The organism is Saccharibacillus endophyticus, assembly GCF_013185185.1.
GTDB lineage: Bacteria > Bacillota > Bacilli > Paenibacillales > Paenibacillaceae > Saccharibacillus > Saccharibacillus endophyticus.
This window is the reverse complement of the sequence record NZ_JAAZWE010000001.1, coordinates 789,626-804,324: the sequence shown is the minus strand read 5'-3', so window position 1 is coordinate 804,324 and position 14,699 is coordinate 789,626. Positions and strand designations below refer to the sequence as shown.

10 protein-coding genes are annotated in these 14,699 nt (G+C 52.1%); all 10 read left to right on the top strand.

Translation table 11 applies throughout. The annotated features are described in order from the left end of the window. Positions 1-179 precede the first annotated feature (179 nt). A complete protein-coding gene (gene mutS, locus HRQ63_RS03665; RefSeq protein ID WP_172239235.1) occupies positions 180-2,951 on the top strand; it encodes a DNA mismatch repair protein MutS in 2,772 nt (923 codons plus the stop codon). A gap of 54 nt (positions 2,952-3,005) precedes the next feature. Further along, on the top strand, positions 3,006-5,096 hold the full coding sequence (gene mutL / locus HRQ63_RS03660; protein ID WP_172239232.1) for a DNA mismatch repair endonuclease MutL: 2,091 nt from the start codon (positions 3,006-3,008) through the stop codon (positions 5,094-5,096). Between the two features lie 208 nt (positions 5,097-5,304). Further along, the gene (locus HRQ63_RS03655) at positions 5,305-6,084 is read left to right on the top strand and encodes a class I SAM-dependent methyltransferase (RefSeq protein WP_308809902.1); all 780 of its coding nucleotides are present in this window, start codon (positions 5,305-5,307) and stop codon (positions 6,082-6,084) included. Beyond that, positions 6,077-7,027 (top strand): tRNA (adenosine(37)-N6)-dimethylallyltransferase MiaA, encoded by a 951-nt coding sequence (miaA, locus tag HRQ63_RS03650; RefSeq protein WP_172239229.1) that lies wholly within the window; start codon positions 6,077-6,079, stop codon positions 7,025-7,027. The genes HRQ63_RS03655 and miaA overlap by 8 nt, the downstream gene beginning before the upstream one ends. A 39-nt stretch (positions 7,028-7,066) precedes the next feature. Beyond that, positions 7,067-7,309, top strand: coding sequence for an RNA chaperone Hfq (gene hfq / locus HRQ63_RS03645; RefSeq protein WP_037288808.1), 243 nt, complete (start codon positions 7,067-7,069; stop codon positions 7,307-7,309). A gap of 196 nt (positions 7,310-7,505) precedes the next feature. Beyond that, a complete protein-coding gene (locus HRQ63_RS03640) occupies positions 7,506-10,256 on the top strand; it encodes a PBP1A family penicillin-binding protein (protein WP_172239226.1) in 2,751 nt (916 codons plus the stop codon). A 206-nt stretch (positions 10,257-10,462) separates the two neighbouring features. Continuing rightward, the gene (locus tag HRQ63_RS03635; RefSeq protein WP_037288804.1) at positions 10,463-11,014 is read left to right on the top strand and encodes a ribonuclease FAU-1 family protein; all 552 of its coding nucleotides are present in this window, start codon (positions 10,463-10,465) and stop codon (positions 11,012-11,014) included. Positions 11,015-11,051: 37 nt separating this feature from the next. Next, a complete protein-coding gene (locus HRQ63_RS03630) occupies positions 11,052-11,735 on the top strand; it encodes a YdcF family protein (protein ID WP_172239223.1) in 684 nt (227 codons plus the stop codon). 64 nt (positions 11,736-11,799) lie between these two features. Beyond that, entirely contained in the window at positions 11,800-13,083 is a 1,284-nt protein-coding gene (hflX, locus tag HRQ63_RS03625; RefSeq protein WP_172239220.1) for a GTPase HflX, read from the top strand. A gap of 236 nt (positions 13,084-13,319) precedes the next feature. Beyond that, entirely contained in the window at positions 13,320-14,573 is a 1,254-nt protein-coding gene (locus tag HRQ63_RS03620; protein ID WP_172239217.1) for a methionine gamma-lyase family protein, read from the top strand. The last annotated feature ends 126 nt before the right edge of the window (positions 14,574-14,699 follow it).

The window sequence follows — 14,699 nt, the reverse complement described above, 5'->3', positions numbered from 1 at the left end:
GGCACATCGAAAGCATACGCTAAAGAATTTCTCCCGCAGCGCCCAGCTTTTCCAACAAACAGGATCTTCCGAAAAAGCTTTTTTCGAAATAAATATGAACACACGTTCGTGTTATCGCGCTTTTTAGAAAAAGTCTGCTATAATCAAGAAGAGAAGAAGCAGGTAAATGGAGGGGAATCATGGCCACTTTAACGCCGATGATGCAGCAGTACGTCAAGATCAAGGAAGAAGCAAAGGACGCGATCCTCTTTTTCCGTCTTGGTGACTTTTACGAAATTTTTTTCGACGATGCGATTACCGCCTCGCGCGAATTGGAGATTACGCTGACCGGACGCAACGCGGGATTGGAAGAGAAAGCTCCGATGTGCGGCGTTCCTTACCATGCGGCCGAAGGTTACGTTCAGCGTCTGATTGAAAAAGGATATAAAGTCGCGATCTGCGAACAAGTCGAGACGCCCGGCGAATCCAAAGGAATGATGCGCCGCGAGATCGTTCGCGTCGTGACGCCGGGGACATTGATGGAGAGCCGAGCGCTTGGGGAAAAGTCCAATAACTATCTGGTCTGCGTGACCCGTTCCCATGGAATGATGGCGATCGCCGCTTGCGACCTTTCAACCGGAGACCTGCATGTGACATCCGCGCCGGAGAGCGAGGAATGGCTCAAGGGTGAAGTCGGTGTTTATCAGCCCGTCGAAGCGATCGGGGATGCGCAGTTGCTGCAGCTGTTGGAGAGCCAGATCGCGCCTTTGGAACGCCGATTGGTCTGCACGCCTTGGGAAAAGGGGAAGGAAGACGGCGCGCGCGAGCAGTTCGGCGAAGCGTCTTGGGCAAGATTGGACGAAGAGCGTCGTATTTGCGTGGCGCGTCTTTTTGCCTATCTAGCAGAAACGCAAAAAAGAGCATTGGGACAACTGACCAAAATTTCGGTGTACGAGCCGAATCACTATATGATCCTCGATCCGTTTACGCGCCGTAACCTGGAATTGACCGAGACCGTACGCGAACGCTCGAAAAAAGGTTCGCTGCTTTGGCTGTTAGACCGTACCAAAACTTCGATGGGCGCGCGTACGCTGCGTCGTTGGATCGACAAGCCGCTATTGCAACGCAGCGCGATCGAAGACCGGTTGGAGGCCGTGGAGTATCTGCATCGCGATCTGATTTTGCGCGGCGACGTACAAGAAGCGCTGCGGGAAATTTACGATTTGGAACGGCTGGTGGGACGCGTTGCTTTCGGCAGTGCCAACGGACGCGATCTGATCGCGCTGCGCGATTCGCTGATTCAAATTCCTGCACTTAAGGCAGTTTGTTTGAATTCCGGTTCGCAAACCCTGGCGGCAACGGCTAAACGAATGGACGAGTGCGCGGATTTGGCAGAAGCGATCGCTGCGGCAGTGACCGATGAACCTCCGGTATCCGTACGAGACGGCGGCTTGATTCGCAAAGGCTACCATGAGCATTTGGACCAATTGCGCGAAGCGAGCGTGAACGGGAAGCGCTGGATCGCCGAGTTGGAAGCCGAAGAACGCCGTATCACGGGTATCCGTTCATTGAAGGTCGGGTATAACAAAGTATTCGGCTATTATATTGAAGTCACGCGTGCCAATCTGGCTCAACTGCCGGAAGGGCGTTACGAGCGCAAACAAACGATGTCGAACGCGGAGCGTTACATCACGCCTGAACTGAAAGAAAAAGAATCATTGATTCTCGAAGCCGAAGAAAAAATGGCGGATTTGGAATACGGATTGTTTCTTGAACTGCGCGAGCAGGTGGCAGAACGCATACCGCGCCTCAAAGCGCTTGCGGAGCGTGTTGCTGAAACCGACGTTTATCAGGCGTTCGCGGAAGCTAGCGCGGAGAAATCTTTTGTGCGACCGCAGCTGCATGACGGCTACGATCTTAGCGTAGACAATGGTCGCCATCCGGTCGTTGAAGCGGTGATGGAAGGCGGCTCATTCGTTGCCAATGCGACTGATCTGGCGGAACAAGGTGCGAATATCATGCTCATTACCGGACCCAACATGGCGGGTAAAAGCACGTATATGCGTCAAGTCGCATTGATCTCCATCATGGCACAGATCGGCTGCTTCGTTCCGGCGGATCGAGCCAACGTACCGCTGCTGGATCGCATTTTTACCCGGATCGGCGCGGCGGACGACCTTGTCGGCGGACAAAGTACGTTCATGGTGGAAATGGCCGACATTCAAGTGATGACCCAACAAGCGACCAAAGACAGTCTGATTATCATCGACGAATTGGGCCGCGGCACCTCGACGAGCGAAGGGATGGCTATTGCCCAAGCGGTCATCGAACACGTGCATGAGTCGATCGGATGCAAAGCATTGGTTTCGACCCATTTCCATGAGTTGGCTCACTTGGAGGAAAGCTTGCCGAGGCTGCAAAACTACTGCATGGCCGTGCGCGAGAGCGGCGATAAGGTCACATTCTTGCGTAAGCTGGTTGCAGGAGCGGCCAGCACGAGTTACGGGATCTATTGTGCCCGTCTGGCAGGATTGCCAGGCAGCATTATTGATCGGGCATACGGGCTGTTGCAAGGTTTCGAACAGGCTGCGGCTGAAGTGGCGGCAGGTCAGGCGACAGGTGTTTCGGTTGCCCCGAATTCGGTCTCTGTACCTGAGGAAGATCGCAAACAACCGGATATTATCCGGGAAGAAACATCATTGATGGCAAGTCCTGCGGATCAGGACGGGACGCGCATAACCGAACAAAAGCAAACGGATACTGCGGCGACCGATGCTGACGAGGTTGTGCAGTTATCCATTTTCGGAGACGAGGAACATCCTGCAAAGTCGATTCATGCAGTACCGGCTAAAGAAGATCCGAAAGTCAAGAAGATGCTTCAACGTGTACGCGATGTTGACGTAATGAACATGACGCCGCTTCAAGCCATGCAAATTCTGAATGAATTGAAGTTGGAGGCGCAGAGATTATAGGCAAGTCATCAGATTCAGCGCATTTCCGATGCTGCTCGGGAAAGGAGAAACGATATGGCCAAGATTAAAGTGCTGGATGAACATATTGCCAACCAGATTGCGGCGGGCGAAGTGGTGGAAAGGCCTGCTTCGGTCGTGAAGGAATTGGTTGAAAATGCGATTGATGCGGGTGCGACCAAAGTCGACGTATGGACCGAGGAGGGTGGTTTATCTTCGATTCGGGTTACGGATAACGGTTCCGGGATCGATCCGGAAGATTGCGAGACAGCCTTTTATCGGCATGCAACCAGCAAAATTTCGGGAGGCCGGGATTTGTTTCAGATTACGAGTCTGGGCTTCCGGGGCGAAGCGCTGCCGAGTATCGCCTCGGTTTCCAAAGTCGAAGTGGTGACCGCTTGCGGGGAAGACGGCGCGGGGCGGCGGCTTGTCATTGAAGGCGGTACGTTGAAAAGCAACGAAGACGCTCCGGCTTCACGCGGAACGGATTTTCGCGTAAAGGAATTGTTCTATAATACACCGGCGCGTCTGAAATACATGAAGACGGTCCAGACTGAACTTGGGCATATCTCCGACTACATGTACCGAATGGCGTTATCTCATCCCGAGGTGGCTTTTACCCTTCGGCATAACGGCAACTCGTTATTGCAAACGTTGGGCGGAGGCGACCTGCTTCAAGTCATCGCGGCCGTATACGGAACCACAAGCGCCAAAGCTATGATTGAACTGGAAGGGGAAAGTCTGGACTTTGCCGTTTCCGGTTTTGTCAGCTTGCCGGACTTTACACGTTCTAATCGCAGCGCCATAACTACGGTTGTAAATGGGCGATACATTCGTAGTCATGTGCTGAACCAAGCGATTATGCGCGCCTACCACACGCTGCTTCCGGTTGGACGTCACCCGCTTGTCGTGCTGCGTTTGGTCATGCACCCGTCGCTGGTTGACGTAAACGTACACCCGGCAAAGCTGGAAGTGCGTTTCAGCAAGGAAGCGGAGCTGGTTGCTTTTGTGGAAGAAAAGATTCGCGCGGTTCTGTCGCATGAAGTGCTGATTCCGAAGGCGGTCAACCAACGGATCGGCAAAAACAACTCGATTGTGCAAGAACAGTTTCATTTTCCCAAGCGTGAGGGGTTGCTGGGCGATCTGACATCGGGACTGCCGCAGGATAAGGATATGCCTTCCGCAACAAGCGAACCCCGATCGGCTGCCGCGCATTCCGAACAGGTATCCCAAGGCAACGCGGCAGGTCAACAAAATGCTGCGGCATCTGCCGATAAGAACAAAGAATCGTCTGATTCCTCTGCTTCGCAACCGAAGGGGACATCCGTACGCGCAGACAAGGTGCCAGAAGCCCTGAAGGCTTCCATATCCTATCCGGCAATTGGCGGTGCACAGGACTCTCGTCCTCAACAAGTTCGCGAACCTGGACATGGACTGGGTTATACTGGCCGTTCCGCTTCATCTGGAGGTTCGAATCCGCGTCAAGCAGCTCAGCCTGCGCAAAATAATGCGGCGCTAGCTCGCGCAGCGGAGCTGTACAGCCGCGGAGAAGCGCCTAAACGTCCGACTTTTCCGGAGATGACGCTAATCGGACAGCATCACGGCACATACTTGATCGCGCAAAATGATCAAGGTCTGTACCTGATCGACCAGCATGCGGCCCATGAACGGATTAATTATGAATATTATTACGAAAAATTCGGCCAGCCGGAAGAAGCTTCGCAAGAGCTTTTGCTGCCGATTACATTGGAATTCACGTCTGCCGAAAGCACCAAGATCCGCGATCGGCTCGGTTGGTTCGAGCAGGCAGGCGTGTACATGGAGCCTTTTGGCGGTCAAACGTTCCGGGTTACCGCTTATCCGCATTGGTTCCCCGCCGGTGACGAATCTTCGATTATTGAAGAAATGGCTGAATGGGTGCTGAGCGAACGAGCGATTGATTTGGCTAAATTGCGGGAAAAAGCGTCTACGCTCTGTTCCTGCAAAGCTTCAATCAAAGCCAATCAACGCTTAAGCGATGTTCAAGCCCAGACCTTAATCGAACGCCTGGGCAGATGCAAACAACCTTACACCTGCCCTCACGGCAGACCGATTGTCGTGTCATTCTCTTCTTACGATTTGGAGAAATTGTTTAAACGGGTTATGTAAGACCTTCCCCCAATCCCAAAGCGACCATAATCCGATTTTCGAAGCCGGACGCTTTAACCGGCTTCGAAAATAACCCGCAAGCGTCCTAATCAACTGGGGAAGGTCCCGCTTCATCGAATCGGCGACCCGATCCCGCGAGTATTTCATTCAACCGGGTAAACGTCCTGCTTCATCGAATTCGTATCTTAACGCAAGGAGAACACCTTTCATGATGATCGTAACAACCGGCATTCAACCCGCTGAAGCTGAACTTCAGCGAGCGACAGGAATTGCCGAACAACAGGGAATCCCGATCGTGCCGAGAGGCCGAACCTCGATTCCTAATTTATTTTCGAAATACAACGCGGATGCGGTATTGATCGTGACGCAAGGCAAAGCCCGTCTTTTCCGCGAAGATCAGCCTGTGCTCGAATATCATCCAAGCATGGGTTATGTCCGTGCGAAGCGGCTATTAAGAGGCGAACCCGATCCGATGATCGACGCTGCGCGAGCAGAAGCCGGAGATGCGGTTCTCGACTGCACGGCAGGCTTGGGCACCGACTCGCTCGTATTTGCCGTCCAAGTCGGGCCTACAGGATTGGTTCGCTGTCTGGAAGCTTCGGCAGAACTGTCCGTTTTGCTTCGCGAGGGACTTGCCAGCTACGAAGTGGAGAAGCCGTCGGTCGTAGAAGCGATGCGGCGCGTCGAAGTCGTCAACACGGATCATCTGCACTATTTGAAGTCGTTGCCGGATAATAGTTTTGACGTGGTGTATTTCGATCCGATGTTCCGCAAACCCGTCTACGACTCTTCCGCGATTTCGCCGCTGCGTGCATTTGCGGATGATCGGGCGCTCAGTGAAGAGTCGATTCGGGAAGCGGTTCGCGTAGCACGCAAGACCGTCGTTTTAAAAGAGAAAAAAGGTAGCGGAGAAATGGAGCGTCTCGGCTTCACGTCAGATGGTCGCGTCCATGCCAAAATTACGTATGGAGTGATTACAGTTGACTGATAAGCCCAAATTGCTTGTTTTGATCGGACCGACAGCCGTGGGAAAGACCAAGCTCAGCATCGAGTTAGCCAAAGCTTTCTCTTGTGAGATCATTTCGGGCGATTCCATGCAGGTGTATCGGGGTATGGATATCGGCACGGCAAAAATTTCAAAGACCGAAATGGAAGGTGTACCGCATCATCTGATCGATATCCATGAGCCGGATGAACCGTTTTCCGTATCCGAATTCCAGGAACGCTGCGATACGCTGATCCCGGAAATCGCAGCGCGCGGAAATCTTCCTTTTATCGTCGGAGGAACGGGTCTGTACGTTGAATCCTTATGTTATCGCTACGAATTCGCAGACAGCGGGGCAGACGAAGCCTTCCGAACGGAACAAGCTTTGTTTGCCGAAACGCACGGAACACAAGCGCTCCATGACAAATTGCGGGATATTGATCCGGAATCCGCACAAAGATTGCATCCCAATGATACGCGTCGCGTCATTCGGGCGCTGGAGATTTACAAGCTGACCGGAGAAACCTTGTCCGAGCAGTTGGCCAGACAGAAAAAGACCACGCCTTACGACCTATGTTTGATCGGTTTGACAATGGACCGCCAAATGCTATATAACCGTATTGAAGAGCGGATCGACCAAATGATGGAACAAGGATTGATCGAAGAGGTTCAGAAGCTCCGATCGCTCGGGTACACGCGGGACATGGTTTCCATGCAAGGACTGGGTTATAAAGAGATCTGGCCTTATCTGGACGGATCGGCGACGCTTGAAGAAGCTGTGTATTTACTGAAGCGGGATACTCGGCATTTCGCTAAAAGGCAGCTCTCTTGGTTCCGTCATATGCACGACATCCAATGGATGGACGTTTCCGAACCGGAAAACTTTTCTGCAAATTACGAGAAGATTCATGGTATAATTACGGGAAGGTTCAGCTCCGAATTTTGAAAGAAAATGACAGTAAAATGACAATTGGGGGTACCGGTTATGAACAAATCCATTAATATTCAAGACACGTTCCTGAACCAACTGCGCAAAGAGAATATCCCGGCCACGGTCTACTTGACCAACGGTTTTCAAATTCGGGGCACGATCAAGGCATTCGACAACTTTACGATCGTGATCGACAGCGACGGACGTCAGCAAATGGTGTACAAGCATGCCATTTCCACGTTCATGCCGCAGCGCAACGTATCCCTGACTCAGCAAGAGACCACGTCCGGAGAGTAATCCGGGGCAGCTTTTGATCAAAAGTGACGAACGAATGACAAACCTGTAACGGCAATTTTGAAACTTTTCCTGTATCCTAACGTCTAAGTCCATAGCTGCGAACGGGAGCAACCTTCACAGGTTGTTCTTTTCGTTAGGGCGCGTACGCAGACGGTCTGCATGCGCAAAGAAAGCAAAAGGGGTGTCACAACACATCATGCCTAACCCACAATTGAGCCGCTCCAACCGGACGACCGGAGGCAGCGGAAGCGGAGGTAACGGCGGAGGGAAGAAACCTCCGACGACCGCCAAGAAGAAAACCTCCCCGAAGAAAAAGAAAAAAATAACGGGGAAACGCGTATTTTGGACGTTGTTTTTCACGGCTGCTTTTGCCGTGTTTTGTGCGCTGGGCGGTTATCTGTTCATTACGGTGAGCGGAGAGAAAATACTGGCAGAGAATAAAGACAAGATCGAAATTAAAGCGCCGACAGTTATTTACGACCGTACGGGAGTTCAGATCGGAGAAATCAAAATCCAGCGAGGCGAGGAAGTCGAATCGCAGGATATCCCGGAGTTGCTTCAGGATGCTTTTGTCGCGACGGAGGATAAGCGTTTCTTCGAGCACTCGGGCGTCGATCTCCGATCGATCGGCCGTGCGGCAGTACGAGACATCATTGCACGTTCCGCAGTTGAAGGCGGCAGTACGATTACCCAGCAGTTAGCGAAAAACATCTTCTTGTCGGCGGATAAAACATTCTTCCGAAAAGCGACGGAAGTGTCGATCGCATTGGCGCTGGAGCGTCAGTATTCGAAGCCTGAGATCTTGGCGATGTATCTGAACCGGATTTCGTTCGGCGGTCAGTATTACGGCATCAAAGCGGCATCCGAGCGTTACTTCGGCAAAAGCGACCTGAATAAACTCGAATTATGGGAAATGGCGACCTTGGCGGCGATGCCGAAGGCACCGACGCGTTACAACCCGATTGCCAATCCCGACAAGTCCAAAGAACGCCGCGCAGTCGTGCTTCAGCTGATGTATGAGCAAGGTTACATTACGGAAGCGGAAAAAGATAAGGCGGCAGCGGTCGATTATGCGTATACGCCGCCGGAGACGAAGGAAACGCATTATCAAGCCTTTATCGATTATGTCCTTCAGGAAGCGGAAGATACGACGGCATTGACCGAAGACGATCTGAACCGCGGCGGATACAAGATTTACACGACGATGGACGCAAAAGCGCAGCAGAGCCTTGAGGAAGCATTCAAGGACGACGCGATGTTCGAGCAAAGTCCTGACGATCAGCCCGTACAGGCGTCCATGACGATCACGAACAACCAGAACGGCAGCATCGTTGCCATACTGGGTGCCCGTAATTATCATAAAGGCGACTTCAACCGCGCGGTCAACAGCCGTAGACAGCCGGGTTCGGCGTTCAAGCCGATCGCATCCTATGCACCCGCGCTGGAGAACGGATTTACTGTGGACACGCCACTGAACAATGAACAGCAAAGCTTTGGCAATTATAGTCCTCGAAACTTGCACGGCTATAGTCAATCGGTATCGATGAAAGACGCCCTTGCCGAGTCGATCAATATTCCGGCAGTTTGGCTGCTTAGTCAGATCGGCGTGGAGACGGGTTATCAATTCGCAGAGTCTTTAGGCATTCCGTTGACCGAAAATGACCATAACCTGAGTATAGCGCTCGGCGGTCTAAGCAAAGGCACGAATACGTTGGAGATGGCTCAGGCTTATAACTCGTTTGCCAACGGAGGCAAATACATGGAAGCTTATGCGATCAAATCGATTCGGGATTCGAACGAAATCGAGATTTATAGTCGAATCGACAATTCCAAACAAGTCATGAGCGCTCAAACGGCTTACGAAATGACCGACATGATGCGCAGCACGATTACCGACGGTACCGGCCGCAAAGCCGATATCGGTCGTCCGCTTGCGGGTAAAACGGGAACGACTCAAAGCGGTATCGAGGGTAACAGTGCCAACCGTGACGTATGGTTCGTCGGTTATACGCCGGAATGGACAGGCGCCGTCTGGATGGGCTATGACAAACCGGATGCGCAGCATATGCTCAAAAACAGCAGCGGATTGGCGGCTTCCATGTTCGCGCGAATCATGAAACAAGCCATGGAAGGCATGCCTGTGAATGATTTCAAAGCGCCGGATGCGCCTGCTCAGGAGACGGTAGAGACACCGGAACCGCAGCAGCCGGAGACGGTTGAACCTGCCGCTTCGCCGTCGGGGCTGGTAGCCTCTTACGACGTGGCTAACCAAACAATCATGCTTTCCTGGCAGCCGGTAGGCGGCGAAAACATTCGTTACCGTTTGTATCGGCAGGAGTCATCCGAAACTCAGCCTTCATTGCTGACGGACGGCTTGATGTCGGCTTCCTCGTCCGATACCGGTGCGCTTCCGGGACTCACCTACAGTTATGCCGTTACCGCATATCGGGCAGGCGAGGAGCCTATCGTCGAGTCGGCAGCTTCAAACACGGTTACGTTGACCGTTCCGGCCGAAGATAATCCCGAAGAGGATCTTCCGGACGATACGATTCCGCCGGATGAGACAGAAACTGATCCGGAAATCGATCAAGGTGAAGTGCCTGTGGCGCCTCCGGAGACGGATGAGGGCGAAAACAATGGGAATTCGGGCGATAACGGCAACGGAAACTCAGGCAACAACGGCAATGGGAACGGTAATGGAAACAGTAACGGAAACAACGGAGGGACGGAAAATACCGACCCGGGAACGAACATTCCGCCAACCGAAGGAGATTCCGGCGGCGAGGAGAATGTTGTTCCAGGTACCGTAATTCCTGATGCGCCTGCCGATCAGTCGCAGCCGGACACGCCAACCGATCCTGCTGTTGACCCTAATGCTCAAAACACCGATCCTGGCACGGTTGAGGGTACGACCGAGACGCAAGACGAGGCAACGACCCAGCCTTAATTTCATTCCCTGCATACGTCTTCGTCAGCGAATGAAAACCAAATCAAGAAAGCTCTGGAAGCCGGAAACGGCTTTCCGGAGCTTTTTTTGTACATTTTTGCTTAAAACGGGTAATACAAAGACATGAGCAAGTCACTTCTTTTGTGAAGTGACCAGAGAATGTGATAAGCTTGATGCAAATGGAATAGAGAAAGGGTCGGTTCCCTATGAAACGTAAATTTGCTGACAGAGCCAACTGGCGGCGCGTAACCGACCGGAGATTCTTGTGCCGGTATATCGACAGCCGCCGCTTTACGGGCTACGTAACCTTGTACAACATGCTCAAATTGAAGGAACCGCTAATGAAAACGTATGGGGGACTTACGTTTTGCGTGGCTGACAAGGGCTATTCTTGGCTGCAGTATTTTCCCAAGGACGCCCACTTCATCGTAACGACGATGTTCAACGAAAAAAGGGAAGTGGTAGAATGGTACATTGATATCTGCAAATCGCAGGGCGTAACGGATCAAGGAGTTCCCTGGTTCGACGACCTGTACCTGGATATTGTGGTATTAGGGGACGGAACTGTATTTTTGCTTGACGAAGACGAATTGGATGACGCATTGCGGCGCGGAGTGATTACGGAAGCAGATTACGCATTGGCTACCAAAACGGCACACGGTTTGCTGCGAATGATCGATGCTCACGCCTTTCCTTACTTCAGACTTTCGATCGAGCATCGCAGACGACTGTTCCCGGCTTCCGCTTTGAAGGTGTAGTTTTAGCCTTCATTCAAAGGAAAGGGGAATTTGGAAAGTGGCAAAAAGAGAACGTACGACTGCGTTTCGATCTGCTGGACCGGTGCATATTCCGGAACGAAAGTCGAGACGCGGCAGGCGTTGGAAGAAGCGCGTAGGAATCGTTTTATTATCAGGGTTCCTGCTATTCGCGCTGTGGACGTTGTATATGCAGGTTCGAATCGGTCAAGGCATGTCCTTGTCGTCGGAACATTCTACGGATGTCGCGATCGTGCTCGGCGCCCGGCTGTGGGATAACAAGCCGAGCCCCGCATTGAAGGAGAGATTGGATGCCGCTTATGAAGGATACAAAAGCGGCGCATATCCGAAACTGATCGTCAGCGGAGGTTTGGATAGTCCTGAAATGAGACTGACTGAAGCAGAAGGCATGGCTGAATATCTGATCGAACGCGGTGTGCCGAAGGCGGATATCTGGCTCGAAAACGAGGCGACAAGCACATACGAAAACCTGTTGTTGAGCCGCCGCATCATGGAGCAGCAAGGCGTGCATACCGCATCGATCGTAACGCATCGGTTTCATGGTGCGCGGTCACGGGATATTGCGGAGTTTTTGCATTATGATGATCCGCAATTCGTGCTGGCCGACACCGAAGCATTGAACGTTTGGCAAACGCGCGGGCGCGAAATGCTGGCGTTTACCAAATGGCTGTTTGACAAGTCCCGATTGCCAGACGGCAAATAATCGGGGATAATGGGATGCCGGGTTTTTAAACAAAGCCCCATACGGATAGAAGGAGAACAAAAGCATGCAAAGTACAACTTACGATACAACTCCAGAGGAAAGCTCAAGGGCGATTCTAGTAAGTCTGGTAACGGATGATGTGAAGCGTTCCGGCATTGATCCGGTTTACTCGTTGGAGGAGCTTGTCGCTTTGGCTGACACGGCAGGCGTTGAAGTGCTCAGCAGCATGTCGCAGAACCGGGAAAAGAAAGATACGAGATGGTTCATCGGCAAAGGTAAAGTTCAGGAGCTGAAATTGATCGCGGATGAGTTGGGCGCCAATACGGCCATCTTCGACCAGGAGCTTTCCGGTGCGCAGGTGCGAAATTTGGAAGAAGAGCTGGATCTTAAAATTATCGACCGCACACAGTTGATTCTCGATATTTTCGCGCAACGTGCCAAGACGCGCGAAGGCATCATTCAAGTCGAATTGGCACAATTGAGCTATCTCCTGCCGCGATTGGCGGGACAAGGACGCAATCTTTCCCGACTTGGGGGCGGAATCGGCTCGCGTGGTCCGGGCGAAAGCAAGCTGGAGACGGACCGTCGTCATATTCGCGGGCGAATCGACGAATTGAAGCGCCAAATCGCGGAAGTCGAGAAACATCGTGCCCAGCAGCGTCAGCGTCGCATAAAGAGCGGAACGGTTCAGGTAGCTTTGGTCGGGTACACGAATGCAGGCAAATCGACGCTGCTGCGCCAGTTGACGAACGCCGACGTTTACGTGCAGAATCAGCTTTTTGCCACGCTTGATCCGACGTCGAGAACGTTGGAACTGCCTGGCGGCAGAGAGATCGTTTTGACGGATACCGTTGGTTTTATTCAGAATCTGCCTCACCATCTGATTGCCGCATTCCGAGCGACGCTCGAAGAAGTCAACGAAGCCAATCTTGTGCTGCATGTTGTAGACGCTTCCTCGGCGATGTTGAAAGATCAGATGAAGGTCGTCGATCAGCTGCTGCAAGAACTGGGAGCGGTCGATAAGCCTCAGATTCAGATTTACAACAAAAAGGATCTCTGCACGCCGGAACAATTGGAACTTTTGCCGGAAGACGATTGGAATCTGCGCCTTAGCGCCTACGACGAGAAAGACTTGGAAAAGCTGTTGAACCGTCTTCAAGAGGAACTGACCGGCGGAACCGTCACTTATCGCGTTCCGGCTGCTCGCGGCGATCTGGCTTCTCAATTGTACAAAATCGGAGAAGTAATCTCGCAGGATTTTGATGAAGAACATATCGTTTATGAGGTGCGCTTGCACAAGGGAGAAGCAGAGAAGTACGCGTATCTACTGGAAGAGTATAAAGTCTGAGCGCTATAAAGTGATGCCGAGGCGAACTTTGCACAGCCGTCCTATTGACGGTAAGCGGGTTCGCCCTCTGTATGAGTTTCGCCTTTTACCGCAATTAAAACGTTACATGGGTGTGACGCGTTAATTCTGTGAAGTGTTAGACTCAGGTCTGACACGCGAGGTTAAAAGAATGTTGCAGGCAGCTAACTTGAGAACCAGCAAATTTGAATCGGATATGAAGGACGGATTGAGACGCAATGAAAACATTTGATACACGGATCGAACAATGGAAAGAAGAAGCGGAACGGCGGGTACGCCCTCTTTTTGATGTCGTAGACGATATTGTCGAACATAATCAGTGGAAGGTGATCGAAGCTTTCCGGGAATGCAAAGTCAGCGATTATCATTTTAATCCTTCGACGGGCTATGCCTATAATGATCGCGGGCGCGAAGTATTGGATGAACTGTATGCCAAAGTATTCGGAGCGGAGGCTGCGCTCGTACGCCCTCATTTCGCCTCGGGAACGCATACCATTTCTACCGCGTTATTCGGCGTGCTTCGTCCGGGCGACGAGCTCTTGTACATCACGGGAACTCCGTACGATACGCTGCATAAGGTAATCGGCAAAAAAGGCGACGGCACGGGTTCGCTGGCTGACTTTGGCATTGGATATCGCGAAGCGGCATTACTGGAGAATGGGGACATTGATTGGATGGAGGTCGAGCGTCAAATAACGCCTAATACTCGCGTGATCGGCATTCAGCGCTCGCGCGGTTATTCTTGGCGTTCTCCTTTTACGGTGGAAGAGATCGGAGCCATGACGCGTCGCGTTAAGGAATTGGCTCCGAATGCGATAGTGTTCGTAGACAACTGCTATGGCGAATTTACGGAAAAAATCGAGCCGACCGAGGTTGGCGCAGATCTTATGGCAGGTTCTTTGATCAAAAATCCGGGCGGAGGCTTGGCGGAAACCGGAGGATATATTTGCGGACGCAAAGACCTGGTTGAACTCGCGGCTTATCGTTTGACCGCTCCGGGCATCGGGGCTGAAGTAGGGGCTATGCTGGGAACAACGAGAGGAATCTATCAAGGCCTTTACATGGCACCGACAATTGTCGGACAAGCGGTAAAAGGAAGTATTTTCGCGGCTGCCATGTTTGATTTGGCGGGGTTCGCAAGCAGTCCGGCCTGGAACGCGCCGCGGACAGACCTGATTCAAGCGATCGTGTTCGAGCGCGCGGAGCAGTTGATCGCCTTCGTGCAAGGCGTGCAGTTGGCCGCTGCGGTCGATAGTCACGTGGTACCGGAACCTTGGGATATGCCGGGTTACGAGAATCCGGTTATCATGGCGGCGGGAACTTTTATTCAAGGCGGAAGTTTGGAATTGTCGGCGGATGCGCCGATTCGCGAGCCTTACATCGGATATTTGCAAGGCGGGCTAACGTATTCGCATGTGAAATATGGAGTACTTAATGCGTTACAGACACTTTTTGATCGCAATTTACTGTGAGTTAATCTAACACATCATTGACGCTTCCTATCAGGATATGTACAATAAGAGAGAGAATAAGGTTTCATCCCCGAACGACAACACTGAATGACAGGGTGCTACGCGCCCAGGCATCCGGGATTAAGG

Excerpts from the sequence above, each read along its gene's own strand:
- mutS (WP_172239235.1), top strand. The coding sequence starts at position 180 with ATGGCCACTTTAACGCCGATGATGCAGCAGTACGTCAAGATCAAGGAA.
- mutL (WP_172239232.1), top strand. The coding sequence starts at position 3,006 with ATGGCCAAGATTAAAGTGCTGGATGAACATATTGCCAACCAGATTGCG.
- HRQ63_RS03655 (WP_308809902.1), top strand. The coding sequence starts at position 5,305 with ATGATGATCGTAACAACCGGCATTCAACCCGCTGAAGCTGAACTTCAG.
- hfq (WP_037288808.1), top strand. The coding sequence starts at position 7,067 with ATGAACAAATCCATTAATATTCAAGACACGTTCCTGAACCAACTGCGC.
- HRQ63_RS03640 (WP_172239226.1), top strand. The coding sequence starts at position 7,506 with ATGCCTAACCCACAATTGAGCCGCTCCAACCGGACGACCGGAGGCAGC.
- HRQ63_RS03635 (WP_037288804.1), top strand. The coding sequence starts at position 10,463 with ATGAAACGTAAATTTGCTGACAGAGCCAACTGGCGGCGCGTAACCGAC.
- hflX (WP_172239220.1), top strand. The coding sequence starts at position 11,800 with ATGCAAAGTACAACTTACGATACAACTCCAGAGGAAAGCTCAAGGGCG.
- HRQ63_RS03620 (WP_172239217.1), top strand. The coding sequence starts at position 13,320 with ATGAAAACATTTGATACACGGATCGAACAATGGAAAGAAGAAGCGGAA.